Origin of the sequence: Alteromonas pelagimontana, from assembly GCF_002499975.2 — a bacterium.
In the GTDB taxonomy this organism is placed as follows: Bacteria; Pseudomonadota; Gammaproteobacteria; order Enterobacterales; family Alteromonadaceae; genus Alteromonas; species Alteromonas pelagimontana.
This window is the reverse complement of record NZ_CP052766.1, coordinates 1,412,588-1,428,305: the sequence shown is the minus strand read 5'-3', so window position 1 is coordinate 1,428,305 and position 15,718 is coordinate 1,412,588. Positions and strand designations below refer to the sequence as shown.

Annotated in this window: 20 protein-coding genes and 2 pseudogenes; 7 read left to right on the top strand and 15 right to left on the bottom strand. The window is 45.1% G+C overall.

What is annotated here, in order from left to right; all coding sequences use genetic code 11:
• Window positions 1–19: 19 nt before the first annotated feature.
• Complete coding sequence (locus CA267_RS06465) at window positions 20–487, bottom strand: pyrimidine dimer DNA glycosylase/endonuclease V (protein WP_075608247.1); 468 nt, start codon at window positions 485–487, stop codon at window positions 20–22.
• Between the two features lie 1,032 nt (window positions 488–1,519).
• Here CA267_RS06465 and CA267_RS06460 point away from each other — a divergent pair.
• Together CA267_RS06460 and CA267_RS06455 are read left to right on the top strand one after the other, a co-directional pair.
• On the top strand, window positions 1,520–2,563 hold the full coding sequence (locus CA267_RS06460) for an AI-2E family transporter (RefSeq protein WP_075608248.1): 1,044 nt from the start codon (window positions 1,520–1,522) through the stop codon (window positions 2,561–2,563).
• Between the two features lie 143 nt (window positions 2,564–2,706).
• Window positions 2,707–3,597, top strand: coding sequence for a DNA ligase (locus tag CA267_RS06455; RefSeq protein WP_075608249.1), 891 nt, complete (start codon window positions 2,707–2,709; stop codon window positions 3,595–3,597).
• Window positions 3,598–3,735: 138 nt separating this feature from the next.
• On the opposite strand, the gene CA267_RS06450 is transcribed toward CA267_RS06455, so the two are convergent.
• The 4 genes from CA267_RS06450 to CA267_RS06435 form a co-directional block, all read right to left on the bottom strand.
• Window positions 3,736–4,077 carry a n-acetylglutamate synthase gene (locus CA267_RS06450; RefSeq protein ID WP_075608250.1) on the bottom strand — a complete coding sequence of 114 codons (342 nt, stop codon included), beginning with the start codon at window positions 4,075–4,077 and terminating at the stop codon, window positions 3,736–3,738.
• A gap of 278 nt (window positions 4,078–4,355) precedes the next feature.
• A complete protein-coding gene (locus tag CA267_RS06445) occupies window positions 4,356–4,910 on the bottom strand; it encodes a DUF6624 domain-containing protein (RefSeq protein ID WP_075608251.1) in 555 nt (184 codons plus the stop codon).
• Between the two features lie 85 nt (window positions 4,911–4,995).
• The gene (locus CA267_RS06440) at window positions 4,996–5,400 is read right to left on the bottom strand and encodes a GNAT family N-acetyltransferase (RefSeq protein ID WP_075609966.1); all 405 of its coding nucleotides are present in this window, start codon (window positions 5,398–5,400) and stop codon (window positions 4,996–4,998) included.
• A 113-nt stretch (window positions 5,401–5,513) separates the two neighbouring features.
• On the bottom strand, window positions 5,514–5,873 hold the full coding sequence (locus tag CA267_RS06435) for a hypothetical protein (protein WP_075608252.1): 360 nt from the start codon (window positions 5,871–5,873) through the stop codon (window positions 5,514–5,516).
• 320 nt (window positions 5,874–6,193) lie between these two features.
• On the opposite strand from CA267_RS06435, the gene CA267_RS19115 reads away from it, so the two are divergent.
• The gene (locus tag CA267_RS19115) at window positions 6,194–6,325 is read left to right on the top strand and encodes a hypothetical protein (RefSeq protein WP_269748480.1); all 132 of its coding nucleotides are present in this window, start codon (window positions 6,194–6,196) and stop codon (window positions 6,323–6,325) included.
• Window positions 6,326–6,536: 211 nt separating this feature from the next.
• Here CA267_RS19115 and brnA read toward each other — a convergent pair whose 3' ends face one another.
• Together brnA and CA267_RS06425 are read right to left on the bottom strand one after the other, a co-directional pair.
• Window positions 6,537–6,782, bottom strand: a complete 246-nt coding sequence (brnA, locus tag CA267_RS06430) for a type II toxin-antitoxin system BrnA family antitoxin (protein WP_075608253.1) — start codon at window positions 6,780–6,782, stop codon at window positions 6,537–6,539.
• Window positions 6,772–7,035 (bottom strand): BrnT family toxin, encoded by a 264-nt coding sequence (locus CA267_RS06425; RefSeq protein ID WP_075608254.1) that lies wholly within the window; start codon window positions 7,033–7,035, stop codon window positions 6,772–6,774. Before CA267_RS06425 ends, brnA begins: the two co-directional genes overlap by 11 nt.
• A gap of 165 nt (window positions 7,036–7,200) precedes the next feature.
• Between CA267_RS06425 and CA267_RS06420 the strand changes: the two genes are divergently transcribed.
• From CA267_RS06420 to CA267_RS06410, 3 genes and pseudogenes are all read left to right on the top strand, one after another.
• Complete coding sequence (locus CA267_RS06420) at window positions 7,201–7,623, top strand: putative toxin-antitoxin system toxin component, PIN family (RefSeq protein WP_075608255.1); 423 nt, start codon at window positions 7,201–7,203, stop codon at window positions 7,621–7,623.
• Between the two features lies 1 nt (window position 7,624).
• Complete coding sequence (locus CA267_RS06415; RefSeq protein ID WP_013785563.1) at window positions 7,625–7,846, top strand: toxin-antitoxin system HicB family antitoxin; 222 nt, start codon at window positions 7,625–7,627, stop codon at window positions 7,844–7,846.
• A 112-nt stretch (window positions 7,847–7,958) separates the two neighbouring features.
• A pseudogene (locus CA267_RS06410) lies at window positions 7,959–9,165 on the top strand (IS4 family transposase).
• 79 nt (window positions 9,166–9,244) lie between these two features.
• Here CA267_RS06410 and CA267_RS19220 read toward each other — a convergent pair.
• From CA267_RS19220 to CA267_RS06375, 7 genes are all read right to left on the bottom strand, one after another.
• Complete coding sequence (locus CA267_RS19220) at window positions 9,245–9,625, bottom strand: hypothetical protein (RefSeq protein ID WP_083638296.1); 381 nt, start codon at window positions 9,623–9,625, stop codon at window positions 9,245–9,247.
• Between the two features lie 458 nt (window positions 9,626–10,083).
• The gene (locus CA267_RS06400) at window positions 10,084–10,785 is read right to left on the bottom strand and encodes a CPBP family intramembrane glutamic endopeptidase (RefSeq protein ID WP_075608256.1); all 702 of its coding nucleotides are present in this window, start codon (window positions 10,783–10,785) and stop codon (window positions 10,084–10,086) included.
• A gap of 117 nt (window positions 10,786–10,902) precedes the next feature.
• Window positions 10,903–11,199 carry a type II toxin-antitoxin system RelE/ParE family toxin gene (locus tag CA267_RS06395; RefSeq protein WP_075608257.1) on the bottom strand — a complete coding sequence of 99 codons (297 nt, stop codon included), beginning with the start codon at window positions 11,197–11,199 and terminating at the stop codon, window positions 10,903–10,905.
• On the bottom strand, window positions 11,199–11,396 hold the full coding sequence (locus tag CA267_RS06390; RefSeq protein ID WP_075608258.1) for an addiction module protein: 198 nt from the start codon (window positions 11,394–11,396) through the stop codon (window positions 11,199–11,201). The genes CA267_RS06395 and CA267_RS06390 overlap by 1 nt, the downstream gene beginning before the upstream one ends.
• Window positions 11,397–11,935: 539 nt before the next feature.
• Window positions 11,936–12,190, bottom strand: coding sequence for a DUF2442 domain-containing protein (locus CA267_RS06385; protein WP_075608260.1), 255 nt, complete (start codon window positions 12,188–12,190; stop codon window positions 11,936–11,938).
• Complete coding sequence (locus tag CA267_RS06380) at window positions 12,171–12,407, bottom strand: DUF4160 domain-containing protein (protein WP_075608261.1); 237 nt, start codon at window positions 12,405–12,407, stop codon at window positions 12,171–12,173. The genes CA267_RS06385 and CA267_RS06380 overlap by 20 nt, the downstream gene beginning before the upstream one ends.
• 149 nt (window positions 12,408–12,556) lie before the next feature.
• Window positions 12,557–12,856 carry a hypothetical protein gene (locus CA267_RS06375; protein WP_075608262.1) on the bottom strand — a complete coding sequence of 100 codons (300 nt, stop codon included), beginning with the start codon at window positions 12,854–12,856 and terminating at the stop codon, window positions 12,557–12,559.
• A 778-nt stretch (window positions 12,857–13,634) separates the two neighbouring features.
• On the opposite strand from CA267_RS06375, the pseudogene CA267_RS06370 reads away from it, so the two are divergent.
• Window positions 13,635–14,515: pseudogene (locus CA267_RS06370) on the top strand (integron integrase).
• 36 nt (window positions 14,516–14,551) lie between these two features.
• Here the strand turns inward: CA267_RS06370 and fadA are convergent.
• Window positions 14,552–15,715, bottom strand: coding sequence for an acetyl-CoA C-acyltransferase FadA (fadA, locus tag CA267_RS06365; RefSeq protein WP_075608264.1), 1,164 nt, complete (start codon window positions 15,713–15,715; stop codon window positions 14,552–14,554).
• Window positions 15,716–15,718 lie beyond the last annotated feature (3 nt).

Genomic DNA, 15,718 nt, shown 5'->3' with positions numbered 1-15,718 from the left:
TTAATTACATAATGGGCCGTTAAACCTTAAACCAATCAGGCATTTTTCGTTTAGTCCATTTCGCAAAGTGCGCTTTTTCGCCAATGTAAAATTGACGATAGGCGCTTACAGGATCGTCTTTAACTTTATATTCGTCTGGCATTGCTTGTGCGAAAGGGCTAAGTCCCTTGCTGGAATAACGCAGATCTCTTATTTCATTAAGTACTGCGATAGATTTGTGGCCTTGTGCTTTTTCGTAGCGGTACTGGTATTCAGCGTTGAGTGCCAGAGTAAGATTGCAGAGCCACTGAAAATTATCATACGACTCTTCTACCCAATACACGCAAGGGTGCTTAACATGAGTGGATTTATAGGGGGTAGAAAACCCTTTTTTATTTAATGCCGTGCACAGTAACTGAACACTTTCTAAGATCATTTTTACTACGTGTTGATCGCAATGGTATTGAGCGCACTTTTCAATGTCAGTATCTAATACGAATATGTTCATATGCTTTTAAACGGGCTCTTTTTTATATTTAACCGGTTTTACATCTAATAATTAACCAATTATCGCAAGCATTCATACAAAGCGTCTCTTCAACTGTATTTTTTCAGTTACCTAACCCGGTTTCTTAACGCGGCGTGTAAAAGAATAGAAAATCGATGATGCTCAGCTGTTCGTATAGATTCCGCTAAACATTAAATAGGGATCAGTACAACCGCTTAGCAATAGACAACCCGGCCTGCAGTGACGACTAAGCGAAAATACGGCTGAACACACGCATGTTCACGCGGAGATAAGCTGCGGGCAGACTGTTGCTGTGATCTGAAATATTTTCGATAGTAATTGAGCTATGAAAGTAAAACTTACATCGACTTGAGAAGCAGCATGGACGATGGCAGTCTCATTTAAGTAGCTCGTCAGGTGAAAAATGATGTGAGTCCCCTCCGTATGAGGGCAACCGCATGAGTGAGCGAAAGACGAACAGCTGTGAAATCATGTAAAAGTTTCTTATCCGAAACGCCATAAAATCATCCCTGATGGCTCTGCTGGAGCACTGCGCTCCAGAAGTGCGACTAAGAAACTTTCACTTACTGTTTAATAAAATATCCACGATCTGTCATCCGGATGATCAATGGGATGCGGCAAAGAACTTTGCCGCTGGAGAAAACGGGCTTTTTTGGTGTAGTTAACAATAGCATTCGTCTCGCACCTGAAACGGTGTGGAAAAATTCGGACGGTTTGTTCCCTGGGATGACGTGCAGTCAAGCATTTAGTTGGCCGCCTATAGATGCGATTGCTTAAGGAATACCGATCCAAGCGAGGTTTACTGAAGTAAACATGCTACGTTAACGCCTGTCTGCCGTCATTCTGGTACTGGGGCTACGCAATATGCATTGAAATAACTGTGGTGGAGACAGCATCTTATACTAATCCACCTTGATCAGATGGATCCTCTATTTCTGAGCTGATCACGCATCAAAGCGGGTTAGTATTATGGCCAGAACACGCAGATTTTCGCGTTATTTAAGGAATTATATGAATACCAAACTGCTGGCGAAGCGTACTTTTATCCAAGCCAGTACCGCTGCGCTTGTCGTGCTTCTGGTATGGGCGCTGGTACATAGTGGAAAAATAGTATTAACCTTGTTTGGCGGGATGTTAATTGCAGTGCTGTTTCGAGGTTCAGCGAATTGGTTAGGAAAGAAAACTAACGTTTCGACCAAAATCTGGCTTCCGGTAACCATTATCGCGCCTTTTTTATTACTTGGTCTTTTCTTCGGATACACCGCGCCAAAAGTTGCCGCCCAGGCTAGTGAGTTAACCGATCGTTTGCCTCAGGCTGTCGATTATATTCAGGAACAAATCTCTGATCTACACTGGACAGATCAGCTCAACGACAATGTAAAAGATTTAAGCTCGTATGATCCGAAAGTCAGTACGATAGTAAACGCAGTTTCCGGGTTCTTTTATTCAGCCATAAATGGAATTGGAAATTTCATTTTTGCGCTTTTTCTCGGGCTATTTCTTGCAGTTAATCCTAAGGGTTATATTAATGGTGCTGTAACGCTTGTTCCTCCAATACATCGGCAGAGAGTTCGGGAGGTGCTTAATGGATGTGGATCTGCGCTAACAGGATGGTTTGTTGCGAAAATTGCTTCTATGATTTTAGTTGGCATACTGACCACTGGAGGTTTATGGGCGCTGGGCGTTGATTTAGCGTTAATATTAGGGATTATTGCAGCGCTGCTTTCCTTTATTCCTAATCTTGGGCCCATTATTGGTTTTATACCCGCAGCAATGATCAGCGTGATGAGTGGCGTGGATGCGCTTCTTTACGTTACCTCTTTATATGTCGCTGTACAGGCGGTGGAAAGCTACGTACTGACACCGGTACTTCAGGCAGAAATCGCCGATCTTCCCCCCGCGCTTACCCTGTTTGCGCAGGTAACGTTGGGCGGAATGGTTGGCTTAACTGGTATTCTGCTGGCGGCGCCGCTTATGGTTACATTAATGGTTATCGTGAGAATGTGGTACGTGGAAGATTTGTTGGAAGCCAAAACGGCAAAAGGGGCTTCATAGGAAGCCTTACTCCCAAAGCACTAAAAAATAATAAGAGCAAGCACGGCCAGTTTCGGTATTGTTTGGTTGAAGTACAGTATTAATTCACAACAAAACCTGTATAGAATTAGTTCAGTATAAACCAAAATTGCAAGGATGCAGTGATGATAAAATTGTCTAAACTTCTTTATATTCTTTCGGTATTTCTGTACCTCGCCGCTTTTTTCACATGTGCAGCATCGCCGATGCACGTTCAACTGGCTAATGTGTATGAGCAGGACAACGCCCGGCCTATTAGCGATTATCTGGTTAGTGAAAAATATGACGGTGTGCGGGCCATTTGGACGGGTGAAAAATTCCTGACCAGACAAGGCAACCCGATACCGGCGCCTGGCTGGTTTACTGCGCCATTACCTGCCGTCTGGCTTGACGGAGAACTATGGACACAGCGCCAGGATTTTGAAGGCCTCACTTCCATAGTACGAACTGAAACACCCAACGATGAGCGGTGGCGCCGAGTAAGTTATAAAGTTTTCGATATGCCTGATGCGCAGCTTCCTTTTGAGCAGCGGTATAAGAACTATTTAAACTTAATTAAACAAATTGATGCTGAGCATATTAAAGCGGTAAAACAGCAGCGCTTTTCATCAAATCACGCGTTAAGCGAACACCTGCAAGCATTAGTTGAAGCTGGCGCAGAAGGTCTGATGCTGCACCTGGCAACGGCCCGTCATCACTCCGGCAGAAGCAGCGCACTATTGAAGCTAAAGCCGTACTTCGATGACGAAGCCGAAGTAATCGCCTATTTGCCAGGCAAAGGCAAGTACACAGGGATGCTGGGCGCATTACGAGTGAAAAACACACAAGGGGTTGTGTTTTCAGTGGGTTCCGGTTTCACTGACAACGGACGCGCTAATCCCCCGCCTATAGGAAGTATTATCACCTATAAATATCATGGCTTCACCAATAATGGGCTGCCACGTTTTGCCAGCTTTTTACGGATTCGAAAAGACTTCGGATACGAATCAGGGTTTGCTGAGTTACCCCAACCATAAAAAGGCTTATGGCAGAGTTTGCAAACGCGGCTTGTGCGTGTACTAGTCTGTATCAAGAATTTGTTGGCGCTACTCTTTACGTCGGCTGCAGCGCTTAGTTATGCTAAATACCATCAAATACAGCGGACAAATTACCTGCTATATTTCCTCAATCTCTGAATAGCCGGAGGACATATCTCCTGACAGCCACTGCCCGGATTCTCTGAACTTCAGCCGACCATTCGGCAACAGCTCTGATGTGGATAGGCATCTTCCAAGCATTAGTTCGCCGGCTTTATTTATATGGTGGTACCGCATGTCTAACTCTCCATTTGGCAGTACCTTGGCTATTAAATGGCCATTCGCGATGCTGCCGCCTTGGTACGTCGCAGTAACGACATCTTTGTGCTGTTGATAATGGAAAATTGTATCAGCCCCAACTTCACCATTCCCGGTATTAGTAACAGAGCGAAAAACCTTTGTATGTAAATTGAGGTTCATTTGTTCTCCTTGTTTTAGTCCGAACAATTAGGCACAAGCTGTAGGCGTTGTACGATAGCATTCCGCTGGTAGGCCGCAACGAACCACGCGAGAATTTAAAATAGGCATCACTATTGCTGATTGTTAGTAGTTTGAACAACGTCTTTCAACACCAGAACATTTAAAAAATTTTTGCCACTGGCGCCATTCTCTACCCAATCCTTTACTTCGCATTCAAGGTTCGCCGCCAAGCCTCATGTGCTCCCCGAGGCCGAAGTTAATGACTTTAACGTTACGTCTCACTTTCTCCCGCACATCCTCTCGGAAGCCATGTTCCAATATTCTTGTGCTGTCGTCATATTTAATGATTTTCTACGAGTATTAATGTCTTCGATATTTTCTATAGGAAATGGTTTAAATTCATTCCCCTCGCATTTTCCCTGGGTCCCGTATAACTGCGGGCGGTGGATTCGATCGTATAAATAGGCGTAGTTCGCAGGAGCAATTTGATTATTCATAGCAAGAGGCTTCATTATTCTTAGCATCCTGCGCTGAAATTCTTTGTCATAATCGGCGTGTTGTACAATGATCCAGGCAGCCTGAGAAGCATCTTCTCCAACCATTTCTATCGTTGGCCATCCATAAGTAGAAACTATTTCCTCAACTCTTTTTGCGTGATCTATTTTTATAACATCAAAATCTAAATCGGTTTTCCCGTGCAAAGCCTTCTGATCTACATCCATCATATGATTCAATTCAGCGGCTAGCTCAGTAAATTCGGACGAGGCAAACGAATTGTTACTGCAGAATAGTAGCGCCAATATAAGAAAACTGAGAGTTAGAAGCTTAATCATTATACTCCTCCTTGAGATTAACGCCTTTACAGCAAAGGCATTGGCTTTAGCTGATGCGTTCCCGTTAGAGCCGTTAAACGGCTAATTACGCGTTAGTGCACCGCATGAGGTGGATGCCACCGACGTTTGACGTAAAGCCGAACCCCTCATAGAAGGATTCCATTTCTGGTAAGCAGTAAAGTTCGAAATGCTTAATTGAATGTAGCTTGGGATGTTCCTTAACAGCAATAATCAGCTTTTTACCAAGGCCTTTACCTCTGTGCTTTTCCGATACAATCACGTCAAAAATTATCGCTTTGAAAATGAAATCGGTAATAGCCCGCGCAAATCCTACCAGGTCTTCGTCATCAAAGAGCCCAACGGTAATTTGAGAACCTTTTATACAGTTTGCTGTTTGGTCGAGAGTCCTGTTTTCTGCCCACCAGGTTTCCTTGTAAAGAGAAAAGACTTGAGAGGCATAATCTTCAGTGAGGTCTAGTTTTACTTCCATGTTTATTCCTAAGTATGCAGTACCGTTCAGGCACAAAGTCGAGGGGCTATAGTCGCGAAGCGCCCATGTGATTTTTGCGTCCCAGTGACCGAAGGGAACGCCAACAGCGTTTTTTATGTACTGTGCCAATACTGCCTTATAACTATAAAGCCTGCTATAGCTAAAGAAATTACAGATGCGAAATACAAAGCACTTAAATATAAAACGACAGACGAGGCTAATACGAGAGAATAGCCAACTATGAAATTCAGAATGGTAAAGCCCGAGACTGCGGGAAACTTTAACCCAGAGTACAAACCCAAGCCGATAGAGCCCAGGCCCACGATTATAGCAAGAAAGTAACAAGTATCGACTAAATCTACATATTCTATTGGGGCAAAGATTTTTGCTGCAGACAAGGTAAAGGGAATCCAGCCAAGAGCATTCGCTATGAGAATTGTTAAGAGAATAATTTTTTGATTTCTAACTTCCATGAAATCCCTCTAAGTACATTGACACAATGACTCCCTGTGAAATGCTATTCTCCGCATTTTTCGTGGGTTAACTTTTCAGCCACCGGAGCGCCAGCCGAAACCATAATTAGTTTATTCAATACCAAATCAAATTGGAGACTAGCATGAACAAACATAGCATGATTTTTATCGTATTGGATACGCAAAACGAATTTCATTCAGCAGTGCAGAGACAGTGCATGCTCTTATCTGGGTGAGACTGGCCTCCCGGAGATCTGCTTTACGAGCGGTCGGTAACTACCGGTGAGGCTCTGATATACAAGTGCTTTGGCGCAGAGGAAATGCATCAACTACTGCGAGCGAATTCGATGCAAACCGATAGCGTCGCCACAGGTAACTATGGCGGTGATAAAGCAGAAGTCAGCAGACGGCATAGTAGCCAAACGCCCATCGTAACGGTTGGGACAGGGTGAAGGCCTGACCCTGAAAATCAATTAGGAGCCTGTGTAGCTCACTTGTTCCGTATCCGACGGGTTTAAGTACAGTGGCGCAAAATCAGAAGCCATAATTGGGCATGAGAGAGCTAATCGGCCATCATATTTTAAACGTTTTCAGGAAACGTCCTGTGCGGAGCCGCATGCAGGGGTTGTGGGGGCTGGAGGCTAGATACCTCCGGCTACCCGATTAGCTGCCCATACGATCTAAAGACTGTAAATGTTCAAGCCTTTCGGCCAGCCATACTTTAATAATTGATTGACGCGTTACTCCAACGCGACTAGCCTCTTTATCCAGTGAATTGATCATCCACTCAGGAATGTCAACATTGATCCTTTTCTGTTTTTGTAATGGACGCTTAGCTTTTGCCAAATCAAGGTGCTGAAGCACGTCATCGCTATTTTCAAACTTGTCTTCAAAGTCCTTAGCTTTCATATAAGTTTACCTCTGATTTTCTCGAGCGCCGAACAGATATAATCCTAATACTCTCACTTCTGTAAGTGATTACCGCTGTCCAGTGCTTCCTACCAATAAGACCGATGACGACATACCTTGGTTCATCTTCCGTTTTAGCGGGAATCTCGAGAAGCAAGGGATCATTCCAAAGTTTCTGTGCTTCAATAAAGTCGATCCCGCGCTTTGTGAGATTGGAATCACTTTTATTCTGATCGAATTCGAATGTGTGCATGAGTAAAAAATATACCTTTTTCACTCAAACAGCAAGGGTAAGAATCTTGAAGCGGCTAACATCCAACTTTTTTGTGTCCCAGCGAACGTGGGGAGTGCCAACAGTTGTTCGTTAGCTGCCACCGTTAAATTGAAAAGTGATAGCATATACGCTAGCATATAAAGTATGAATAAAGTAGTTATTGACACCAGTGTACTTATTAGCGCCCTGATTGGCAAAACAGGCCCTGCCCGAGAAGTGATAAGGCATTGCTTGTTTGGGCAGCTAAAACCGCTGATTAGCACGACCTTATTTTTGGAATACGAAGCAGTAAGTAAGCGGGACAAAATCAAAGAGCTGTGCCCGCTTACCGAGGATGAAGTGAATGAGTTGCTAGCAGCATTTTTTAGTGTTTGCGAATGGGTGCAGATACATTATTTGTGGCGTCCAAATTTAAAAGATGAAGGCGATAACTTTCTTATTGAACTTGCAGTAGCAGGAAATGCCGAGAGCATTATTACGAATAATCTAAAAGACCTGCGAAATGCGGAACTACAATTTGATGGTTTGAAAGTGTTAGCACCTGAAGATTATTTGAGAGGAGTTTAATATGTCCACTTTAACCGTACGTTTACCAGACGATAAGCATAATCGATTGAAGGCTTTGGCTGCGCATAAAAAGTTGAGCTTAAACAAATTGATAGAAGAATTGTCTACACAAGCGATAGCTGAATTTGATACTGAGGTAAGATTTAAGGCGATTGCTGCTACTGGAGACAAAAATAAAGGTTTAGAGCTTCTAGATAAGCTTGATTCACATTTTGGCAGCTAACGCCTGTATCTAACGAATCCCCTCATAAATTAAAGGAGATTCAATCACATAGACACGCATGGCGCGATTTGATCTAATTCATTTCGCCAAAAACCAACCAGACAACCCCACCATGCGTGATATCACTATCTTACACGATTTGCTTCAGTTTCAATGCCCGAATTTACATCAGAAGCGGCTTTGCTCTTTGATGGTGGCGGTCAAATCCTTGCTGGACGGGCAGCAGTTGTCACTGACAGAACTGGGTCGCGATATTGGCGGCAACGTTGCCGCGAAGCACAACATTAAGCGCATTGACCGCCTATTGGGAAATCAGGCGTTATACCAGGAACGGCTGGAGATTTATCGATGGCATGCGCGGCTGCTTTGCGGGGCCAACCCAATGCCCATTATTCTTGTCGATTGGTCGGATGTACGTGAGCAGATGCGCCATCAGACGTTGCGGGCTTCGGTATGTTTTGAGGGGCGGGCGGTGACGTTATATGAGCGGGTGTTTCCCTTTTCAGAATATAACTCTCCAGTCAGTCACAATACGTTTCTTCGGGAACTGGCGTCGATATTGCCGGATAAATGTTGCCCGCTGATTGTCACTGACGCAGGGTATCGCAACACATGGTTTCGTGAAGTTGAGACGCATGGCTGGTTCTGGCTTGGCAGAGTGCGGGGCGAGGTCGGGTTTAAGCGGCGAGGAAGCACAACCTGGCGCAGTAATAAATCATTTTATCCCTCAGCGAACGCGAAGGCGCGTTACCTCGGGCATGGTGACCTGGGACGTAAGCGCCCCATTGACGCCCATCTGCATCTGTACAAAGCCAAGCCAAAAGGGCGAAAAGACAGTCGCTCCTCCAAAGCAGGGAGGCACCATACCGCTCAGGCCAGTTACCGGGCTGGCAGCAAAGAGCCCTGGCTGCTTGCTAATAATTTACCTGCCTGCGCCATGACATCTAAACAGCTAGTTAACCTCTATGCCAAGCGGATGCAGATAGAAGAGAGTTTCCGGGATATTAAAAGTCCCCAGTACGGGTTGGGTCTGCGCCACAGCAACAGTCGTTGCACCAGGCGCTTCGATATCCTGTTACTCATTGCCATGCTCGCGGAATGGGTACTAAGGCTAATCGGGTTAATCGCCACCAAACACGACTGGTCACGCTGTTTCCAGGCCAACACCATACGCCACAGACCGGTTTTATCTTTAATTTGACTAGGCAGGGAAGTAAGGAAACGATGGCGAGACTACATCATCAAAAGTACAGATATTTCACTGGGCTATTGGGCATTACATAGAGCGGGTTCACCAGACTGGAATGCCAAAATTATGAGGGGATCCCCCAGCGCGGAGCTTTGCGGCAATTTTGGAACCGCGAAGCGGTGGAAAAATTGTCCGACAACAGCGAATTGTTATATTTCATGCCTCGTTCTCCACTCTGAAACTCTTTCACCATCTTCGGTGACGGACTCATAAGCCCTAACGTTGCTATGAGGGGCATCCAGATCGAACGGCCTCTCAAGGTCTTCCAAAAACAATATATGCTCTTGGAATATCAGTTCACCCTTAACGGGGTAACACGCCCAAGAACGAAAAAAATTTGAGATTATCGGTTCAGTGATGGAGGTAATAAATACAACCGGGAAACCTTCACCTAGAGCTTTAGCCGCTTGAGACCAATGACGCTCATAATCAGCTTTAGACCAGAATGAAAGATCGGATCGGAACGACTCTTTGAAGTCATCTATCTGAATTTTTCCGACTCCACTATCTGAGATACTTATCGTCCACATGGCTTAGCACCGAAAATATAAAACTTCCAACTTTGGGGCGCAGATACGGGGCTACAATCGCGAAGCGGCCCCGTGTCTGCGTCCCAGCCCGCGCCAGCGGGCGACAATAGTTGTTTGTTATACACAACCGACGTTGAACCGCCAGCATGTTTAACGGTTTTTAGAATATGGTACCGGCCAAGCAGGGTGATGATGCGGAGCTGTTACCAGTAATTTTACGACGACGCGATGCTGAAAAACGTATTGATGCACGACTCTTGGATTAACTGAATTAGTCCCAGAACATGCCGAAAGCGCAGCCTTGTTGCTAAAAAAAATCTTTGCCGCTGAACCCACTTTTTTATATTGAAAAAGGGTTTATGTATAACGCCCGCATAACGGACAATAACACGTAGGCTGAAATTAGAGCGAAGCGACTGAGCCTACGTGTTATTGTCCCGGCGAGCTTGCGAGCAAGTTTATGCGTTTGTTAGCTCTGCACCTTGCGCCTTCCTTGCAATAAATGCGACTGACCCCGAGTAAACATCCATAAATATGTGCGCCAATATAGCAACAACAATACTTTCGAAATACAAATATATACCGCACAGCAAAAGGCCTACAACAGCTGTTTTAGTAACATGCTTCCAACCAAGGTATGTGTGCCAAAGACCAAAAATGATGCTGCTACCAATAACGGCAACCAGCCCGCCTGTATGTTGCTCTATGAAGCTATACAAATACCAGCGGAAAATAAGCTCTTCGCACACTCCAGCACTAACTGAGACCAGTAGTGTAAAAAATAAAAACTCTTTATGCGACGTGGGCAATATCTCTACGAATGATTCACCGCCTACTTTAAATGCTTTTAAGACCTGAAGTCTAACACTTGCATCTTTATGGATTGAAGAAAGTACATATTTCATATACCCAATAAATACCGCAAACATAAAGATCGCCAAATAACCTTTCCAACTAGCAGACGGTAGATATTGAGGAGGATCTATTTTTAACACCCCAATTAAAAAGCAAAAAAACAAGAATCCCGTGACAACCCACAACATGACCGAGGTTTTTATATATTCAGCACACTTATTTCTGAATTTATATTTTTCCAGGACTAAATCGACTAATGGAAATAGTAGTAATGTAGACAGTAAAGCAATCTCCAACGTTTGCACGGAAATCATCCTCGTGTAGAGCTAACGCTAAGCTTTGGGGCGCAGGCGCGGGGCTATATCGCGAAGCGGCCCCGCGTATGCGTCCCAGCGACCGGAGGGAGTGCCAACAGCGTTTTGTTAGCTGCGTTTTTGCCAAGCCCTAGGAGCTCTACTTGTGTGAATAACAGCAAAAACAAGAATTTTGTGTCCATATATTTTGTAGAAAACACCAAACGGAAAGCGACTAATTAGCAAGCGACGAAACCCCCTATGAACTTCCTGATACATTTCAGGGTGTTCAGTGATTTTGTTAAAGGCTGCTTCAACAGAGATTATAAAATCATTGCCAAGGCCAACTTGGCATTGTTGATAATATGAATAGGATTCTCGGATATCTTCTTCAGCCTCTGGTCTAATGTATAAAGCAAATTTCATTAACCAGTTATTCTTCTTTTAACGTCAGACCAACTTGAACCGAAATCTTGGTCATCTTCAAATGCGTTTAGTCTCTCGTTTAAAAGTGTAGTTTGCTCCTTCGTTAACTCGATAGCACCTTGGTTCGCAGCTACTGAGTCCCAGATCTTCTGGGCAAGCTCTACTTTTTCTAAAGCTGTAAGATTTTCTATTTTCACAACTTATCTCCTGAGTAAGCGATTTCTACTAGTATAATGGCCTATCGGAGTAAAAGACATTTTTCATTCCTCCAAGTAGCTAACGCCCGCGTAAAGCGCGCGAGGTACGAGCGTCGCCTTTGACGCGTTTGTTAGCTACCGGACTCACGTAAACTGCCTGATGACACTGTTAAATAGGCTCGTATCATTCTTCAACGCGGCGTAGTCGTCATGCGATATCTGCCGGACTATGAAATTGGATGCGAAGTGACCGACGTCGAACTCGATAAAGCACCTGTGATCCTTGTCCACGAAAATTGACCAGTAGTTTCCGTAAAAGTAATCCAGATGTTCTGCGTGTTTCTTCCGCCTAGTTTCGGCTACCTGCTCATCTGTAGGATATACACCTTTTTTCATAGTGTAGAACTTACTCATCGAACTCTCCGACTCAAGGCAGCTAACTTCCGTTTAAGGGGCACAAACATGTGGGCGATAATCGCGAAGCGCCCACATGTTTTTGTCCCAGTACCCGCGCCAGCGGGTACACCTTGAAACGTTTGTTATCTTCTGCTGCGGTTGCCTATAAGAAGACCGCCAACACTTAGGTCTTCGTCAAGCTGTGGCCAGTGGATTCCTTCACCATCACCCAACAACTCCCAATCCTGTAACTGAGATTTGCTAGCCTGAGAAAGGCTAGGAAACCAAGACAAAGGTACGGAAATAGTTCTGCCGTCAATGAGCTCGACAATTAAAGAGCCATCGTCGAAAGACACCGACAAAGCTTGTGGGTGATGTTCAACTGCTAAAGTAGCCATTCCAAGCCTCCAAAAAAGCATCTCTATTATCGACAACTAGCTTTTCCAAATTCCTCAGCTCTTTGGGAGAAAAGCGAGTTGAACTTGCTAACGCGACTGGTCGAAGCCAGAATTTAGCCAGCATTCTTTCGCGTTGAATGTGAATGTGGGCAGGTTCGCCATTCTCGTTGCTATAGAAGAAAAAGCGATAAGGCCCTATTTTTAATACTGTTGGCATGTAGAAAGATTATATGAAAAGCGCTGGATTGCCAACGAGAAGATAACTTCCGTTTAAGGGGCGCAAACATGTGGGCGATAATCGCGAAGCGCCCACGTGTTTGTGTCCCAGTACCCGCGCAGCGGGTACGCCTTGAAACGTTTAGCTGATTATTTGCTCAGGAGTACAACTAACTCGTTAGGATTTGACACTATGAATTGAAATGTACTGCCATCAAGTAATGAAACTTCGATTGCATCAGATGTTATAGGCAGAATACCCGCACCTTTACCTAAACATTTTTCTACTTTTGAAATTGAGCTCCTTTCAATTTTAAGAGGCCCAAGCCCATAATCTTTATTATATGGGGCAAAATGAATATCAGTTTCAGTAATCCAAAATTTCCCATCTGCTTTTGCAACACCATTTTGAACTGTGGCTGTAATCGATTTTAAAGTGGCATCTTGCATTTATATTCCTTTTGAACGGTTGCACTAATCAGCTAACGCGAAGCACAGGGGCGATTGCTTGTAGGCAGCATTTTTGCTCTGCAAAAAAGATGACTGCGAGTAATTGTCCCGCTGCTGCGCTTTGTTAGCCCCACCATTGAACTGTCGCGGCTTGCCGCCAACAGATGCCAATACTGCCGTTTAATTAATTTGTTAAAACTTACTTTAAGACAACACCGCGCAGATTGAAACAACGTTGATACTGAAAAATGAAAATTGAACAGCAGGTTAGCAGAGAGGGCCCTGGTGGGCACACGATTGGTTTGAGCAACTGACGATGATGACTTTGGCTTACGAAGAACCGATAACCCAACCACCAAAATTTTGGTACTGACACGACCGTAATGCTTCCTTGTTGCCACTGCCATTAATCCTTTTTCTTCAGCCTTTCCCTACGGGAGCTAACAATTTACTATCTTTCAAAGTGGTGTGATATCCCGTACCACTTTGGTGTATTTTTACTGTTGATGCTTGCCAGTATGCCATAACTTTTTGACGTATCACCAAAAATTTAGGTGGGGCTTTTTAAACATGTGAAAAAGCACTAAAGCAGGTGTATATATCCGTGGGAGTTGTTGAACCTGTCTTAAAGCCAGTATTCGCTTTCTGCGAGAGAGCGTAAGATTAGCGCTTTTGGAAAGTCAGGCTGCAAATGAAGTCGCCATTTTTAAACGTTCTGTATGAGCATATGATGCTTAAGCGATATGCAAAGCGCACCATTCATACTTAGTTAACCTGGATTACAGACTATGTACGATTTCATGGTTATAAGCATCCATAAAAGTTAAATGCGACTGATGTTGAAGCTGATCTCACTCATTTATCGGTCAGGCGCAGGGTGGCAAAATCGACCCAGATAACAGCGTTGAATGCCTTGGTATTTTTATACAATAAATATCTTGGCCGGCCGCTTCCAGAAACTATGTGCTTTGTAGGTAGCCATAGAGAGCGTAAATTGCCTGTAGTACTTACCCAGGCAGAAGTGCGGGCGCTCTTGGCCAGGGTTGGGAAAAATCATTACCTTGCTGTCGCTATGCTCTACGGCAGTGGCTTACGGCTGATGGAGTGCATCAGGCTGCGGACGGGAGACATCGATTTTGACTACAAATGTGTGCGTATCTGGTTTGGAAAAGGCGGTAAACACCGAGTGGCGACATTATCTGAAGCGCTTATACCTCTGTTAAAAAACCAAATAATTCAGACTGGGGAGCTGCTAGGACGGGACCTGAATGTACCTGAGTTTGCTGGAGCATGGATCCCGCACGGGTTGCGCAGGAAGTATGCGAACAGAAACAAAACCCTGGAATGGCAATATCTCTTTCCCGCTCAGCATCTAAGTATCGACCCCGAAAGTAAGGTGTTGCGCCGCCACCATATCGATGAAAAACAAATTCAGCGAGCGGTGAAAAAGGCCGCGTCCGAAGCCAAAATAACCAAACATGTTACTCCTCACACACTGCGCCATTCTTTTGCAACCCATTTGCTGCAGTCGGGAGCTGACATCAGAACGGTGCAGGATCAGCTTGGTCACGCCGATGTCAGAACCACACAGATTTATACTCACATCCTACAGCAGGGGCAAGTGGAGTAATAAGCCCGTTATCCAGCCTGGTGCTTTAAGCGAAAGAGCCCGCAGGCTCTTTCTATAAATGCGAGTTACACCCGCTCAAATATCGTCGCGATGCCCTGACCTAACCCGATACACATGGTCGCCAGACCAACAGATTTATCGTTTGCTTCCATCAGATTAAGCAAGGTTGTGCTGATACGTGCGCCCGAGCAACCTAATGGATGCCCAAGTGCTATTGCACCGCCGTTTAAGTTCACGTGGTCGTCATACTTGTCCAGCCAGCCGAGTTGCTTAATGCAGGAAAGCGCTTGTGCGGCAAAGGCTTCGTTAAACTCTGCCAGCTCGATATCATCCATGGACATACCTGCGCGCTTTAGCGCCTTTAGGGTGGCCGGAACCGGTCCGAACCCCATAACGGCCGCGTCGCAGCCTGCCACGCCCATGGCGCGGATTCGTGCTCGTGGTGTTAATCCTAACGCCTTCGCTTTGTCAGCAGACATTAACAGCATGGCCGATGCGCCATCTGAAATTGCCGATGACGTTCCGGCGGTTACCGTGCCGTTAACAGGGTCAAACACCGGGCGCAACTGAGACAATGTTTCAACTGTGGTCTCTGGGCGAATGACCTCATCGGCAGTAATTTGCTTAAGCACGCCATCAGCATCATGCCCTTCTGTAGGCACAATTTCATTGTCCCAGCGGCCTTCAAGATGCGCTTTGTGAGCCCTTTGATGCGAACGCGCACCAAAGGCATCCTGCATCTCGCGGCTAATGCCGTTCTGACGTCCCAGCAGCTCCGCAGTCATACCCATATTGCCAGAAGCCTTCGCAGTATATTTGGCTAATCCAGGATGAAAATTCACATTGAATGTCATAGGCACATGGCCCATATGTTCTACGCCGCCAATCATAAAAATATCGCCGTTGCCGGTCATTATGCCTTTGGTTGCATCGTGCAGCGCCTGCATGGATGAACCACATAAGCGATTTACGGTGACTGCGCTGGTAGTGCGGGGAATATTAGTAAGCAGTTGCGCATTACGGGCAACGTTAAAGCCTTGCTCTTTGGTTTGTTGAACGCAGCCCCAGATAATATCTTCAATTTCTTTCGGATCGATATCCGGATTACGTTCCAGCAAGGTTGTCATTAAGTGTGCTGATAGCGTTTCTGCACGCACATTGCGAAATACACCACCCTTGGAACGACCCATGGGCGTACGAATACAATCGATAACTACGACTTCTTTCATGTT